Annotated in this window: 1 protein-coding gene and 1 pseudogene; both read left to right on the plus strand. The window is 80.5% G+C overall.

Annotation, left to right across the window (positions count from 1 at the left end; all coding sequences use genetic code 11):
- Positions 1-14: 14 nt before the first annotated feature.
- Complete coding sequence (locus tag GTR00_RS21115) at positions 15-1,019, plus strand: copper transporter (RefSeq protein ID WP_166613475.1); 1,005 nt, start codon at positions 15-17, stop codon at positions 1,017-1,019.
- Positions 1,016-1,264 (plus strand): annotated as a pseudogene (locus tag GTR00_RS21120) (hypothetical protein); the annotation flags it as partial. The gene GTR00_RS21115 and the pseudogene GTR00_RS21120, both read left to right, overlap by 4 nt.

Below are 1,264 nucleotides of genomic sequence, written 5' to 3' on the forward strand. Positions count from 1 at the left end.
CGACAGGACACGCAGTGATCGACTTCCGGTACCACGTGGTCTCGCTGGTGTCGGTGTTCCTGGCCCTGGCCGTCGGCATCGTCCTCGGCGCCGGCCCCCTCAACGAGGGCATCTCCACCGGGATCACCGACCAGGTGCGCCAGCTGACGCAGGAGAAGGACCAGTTGCGCACCGAGCGCGACCAGGCCCTCGCCGCCGGCGAGGCCCAGGACGCCTGGGCCGAGGCCGTGGGCCCGGCCGTGGTGGACGGCCGCCTCGCCGGGCGGGTCGTCGCCGTGGTGGAGCTGCCGGGGGCCGACTCCAGCCAGACCGACGCCGCCGTGGAGGTCCTCGAGCAGGCCGGGGCGAGCGTCTCGGCCCGCGTCACCGTCCAGGACGAGTGGACCGCCGCGGCCCAGCGGGCCGTGCGCGCGAGCACCGCCGCGCAGCTGGGCGCCCAGCTCGGCGCGGCCCCGGCGTCGTCACCGGCGCCCGCGCCGACCCCGGACGCCGGTGACGACGCCGACACCGACGACGCGGCGGGCGTGCTGGCCGAGGCCCTGGCCCGCGCGCTCGTCGTGCGCGAGCCCGCCCAGACGGTGGTCACCGACCCCTCGGCGGCCGCGCTGCTGCCGACCCTGGCCGACGCCGGGTTCGTGGAGGTCGAGGGTGAGGTGACCCAGCGCGGCACGCTGGCCGTGCTGGTGGGCGGCGCCGCCGACCCGGACGCCACCGAGGCGCAGGCCGAGGCGGACTCCGCGGCGTGGGCGGCGCTGGCCCAGCGCTTCGACGCGGTGGCCGCGGGAGCGGTGGTGGCCGGCCCCACGGAGGCGGCGGACGGCGCCGGCGCGGTCGCCGCGGTGCGCGCGGACTCCGCCGTGGCCGGTCAGGTCAGCACGGTCGACGACCTGGACGGCGCCGTCGGCCGGGTCAACGTCGTCCTGGCCCTGCGCGAGCAGCTCACCGGGGACGCCGGGCAGTACGGTACGGGCGCGGGCGCCTCGGCCGTCACCCCGCCGCTGCCGGCGGCGGCGCCGTGAGCGCCGCGGGCGCCCCCGGTGCGGGTGCGGGGGGTGCCGTGCCGGTGCTGCGCGCCGCCGCGGCCGCGGCGCTGGCCGTGCGCACCGGCCGGGCCCTGACGCGCTGGCTGCCGCGGCACCCGCCCGGCGGCGCCGCGCGCTGGGAGCGGCGCAACCACCGCGGCGACGCGGTGACGCTGCTGGAGGGGCCGGCCGCGGCGCTGGCCGCCGCGATCGAGCGCGCGCCCCTCACGGGCGCCCGAGCC

Source organism: Kineococcus indalonis, from assembly GCF_009906395.1.
Classification (GTDB): Bacteria; Actinomycetota; Actinomycetes; order Actinomycetales; family Kineococcaceae; genus Kineococcus; species Kineococcus indalonis.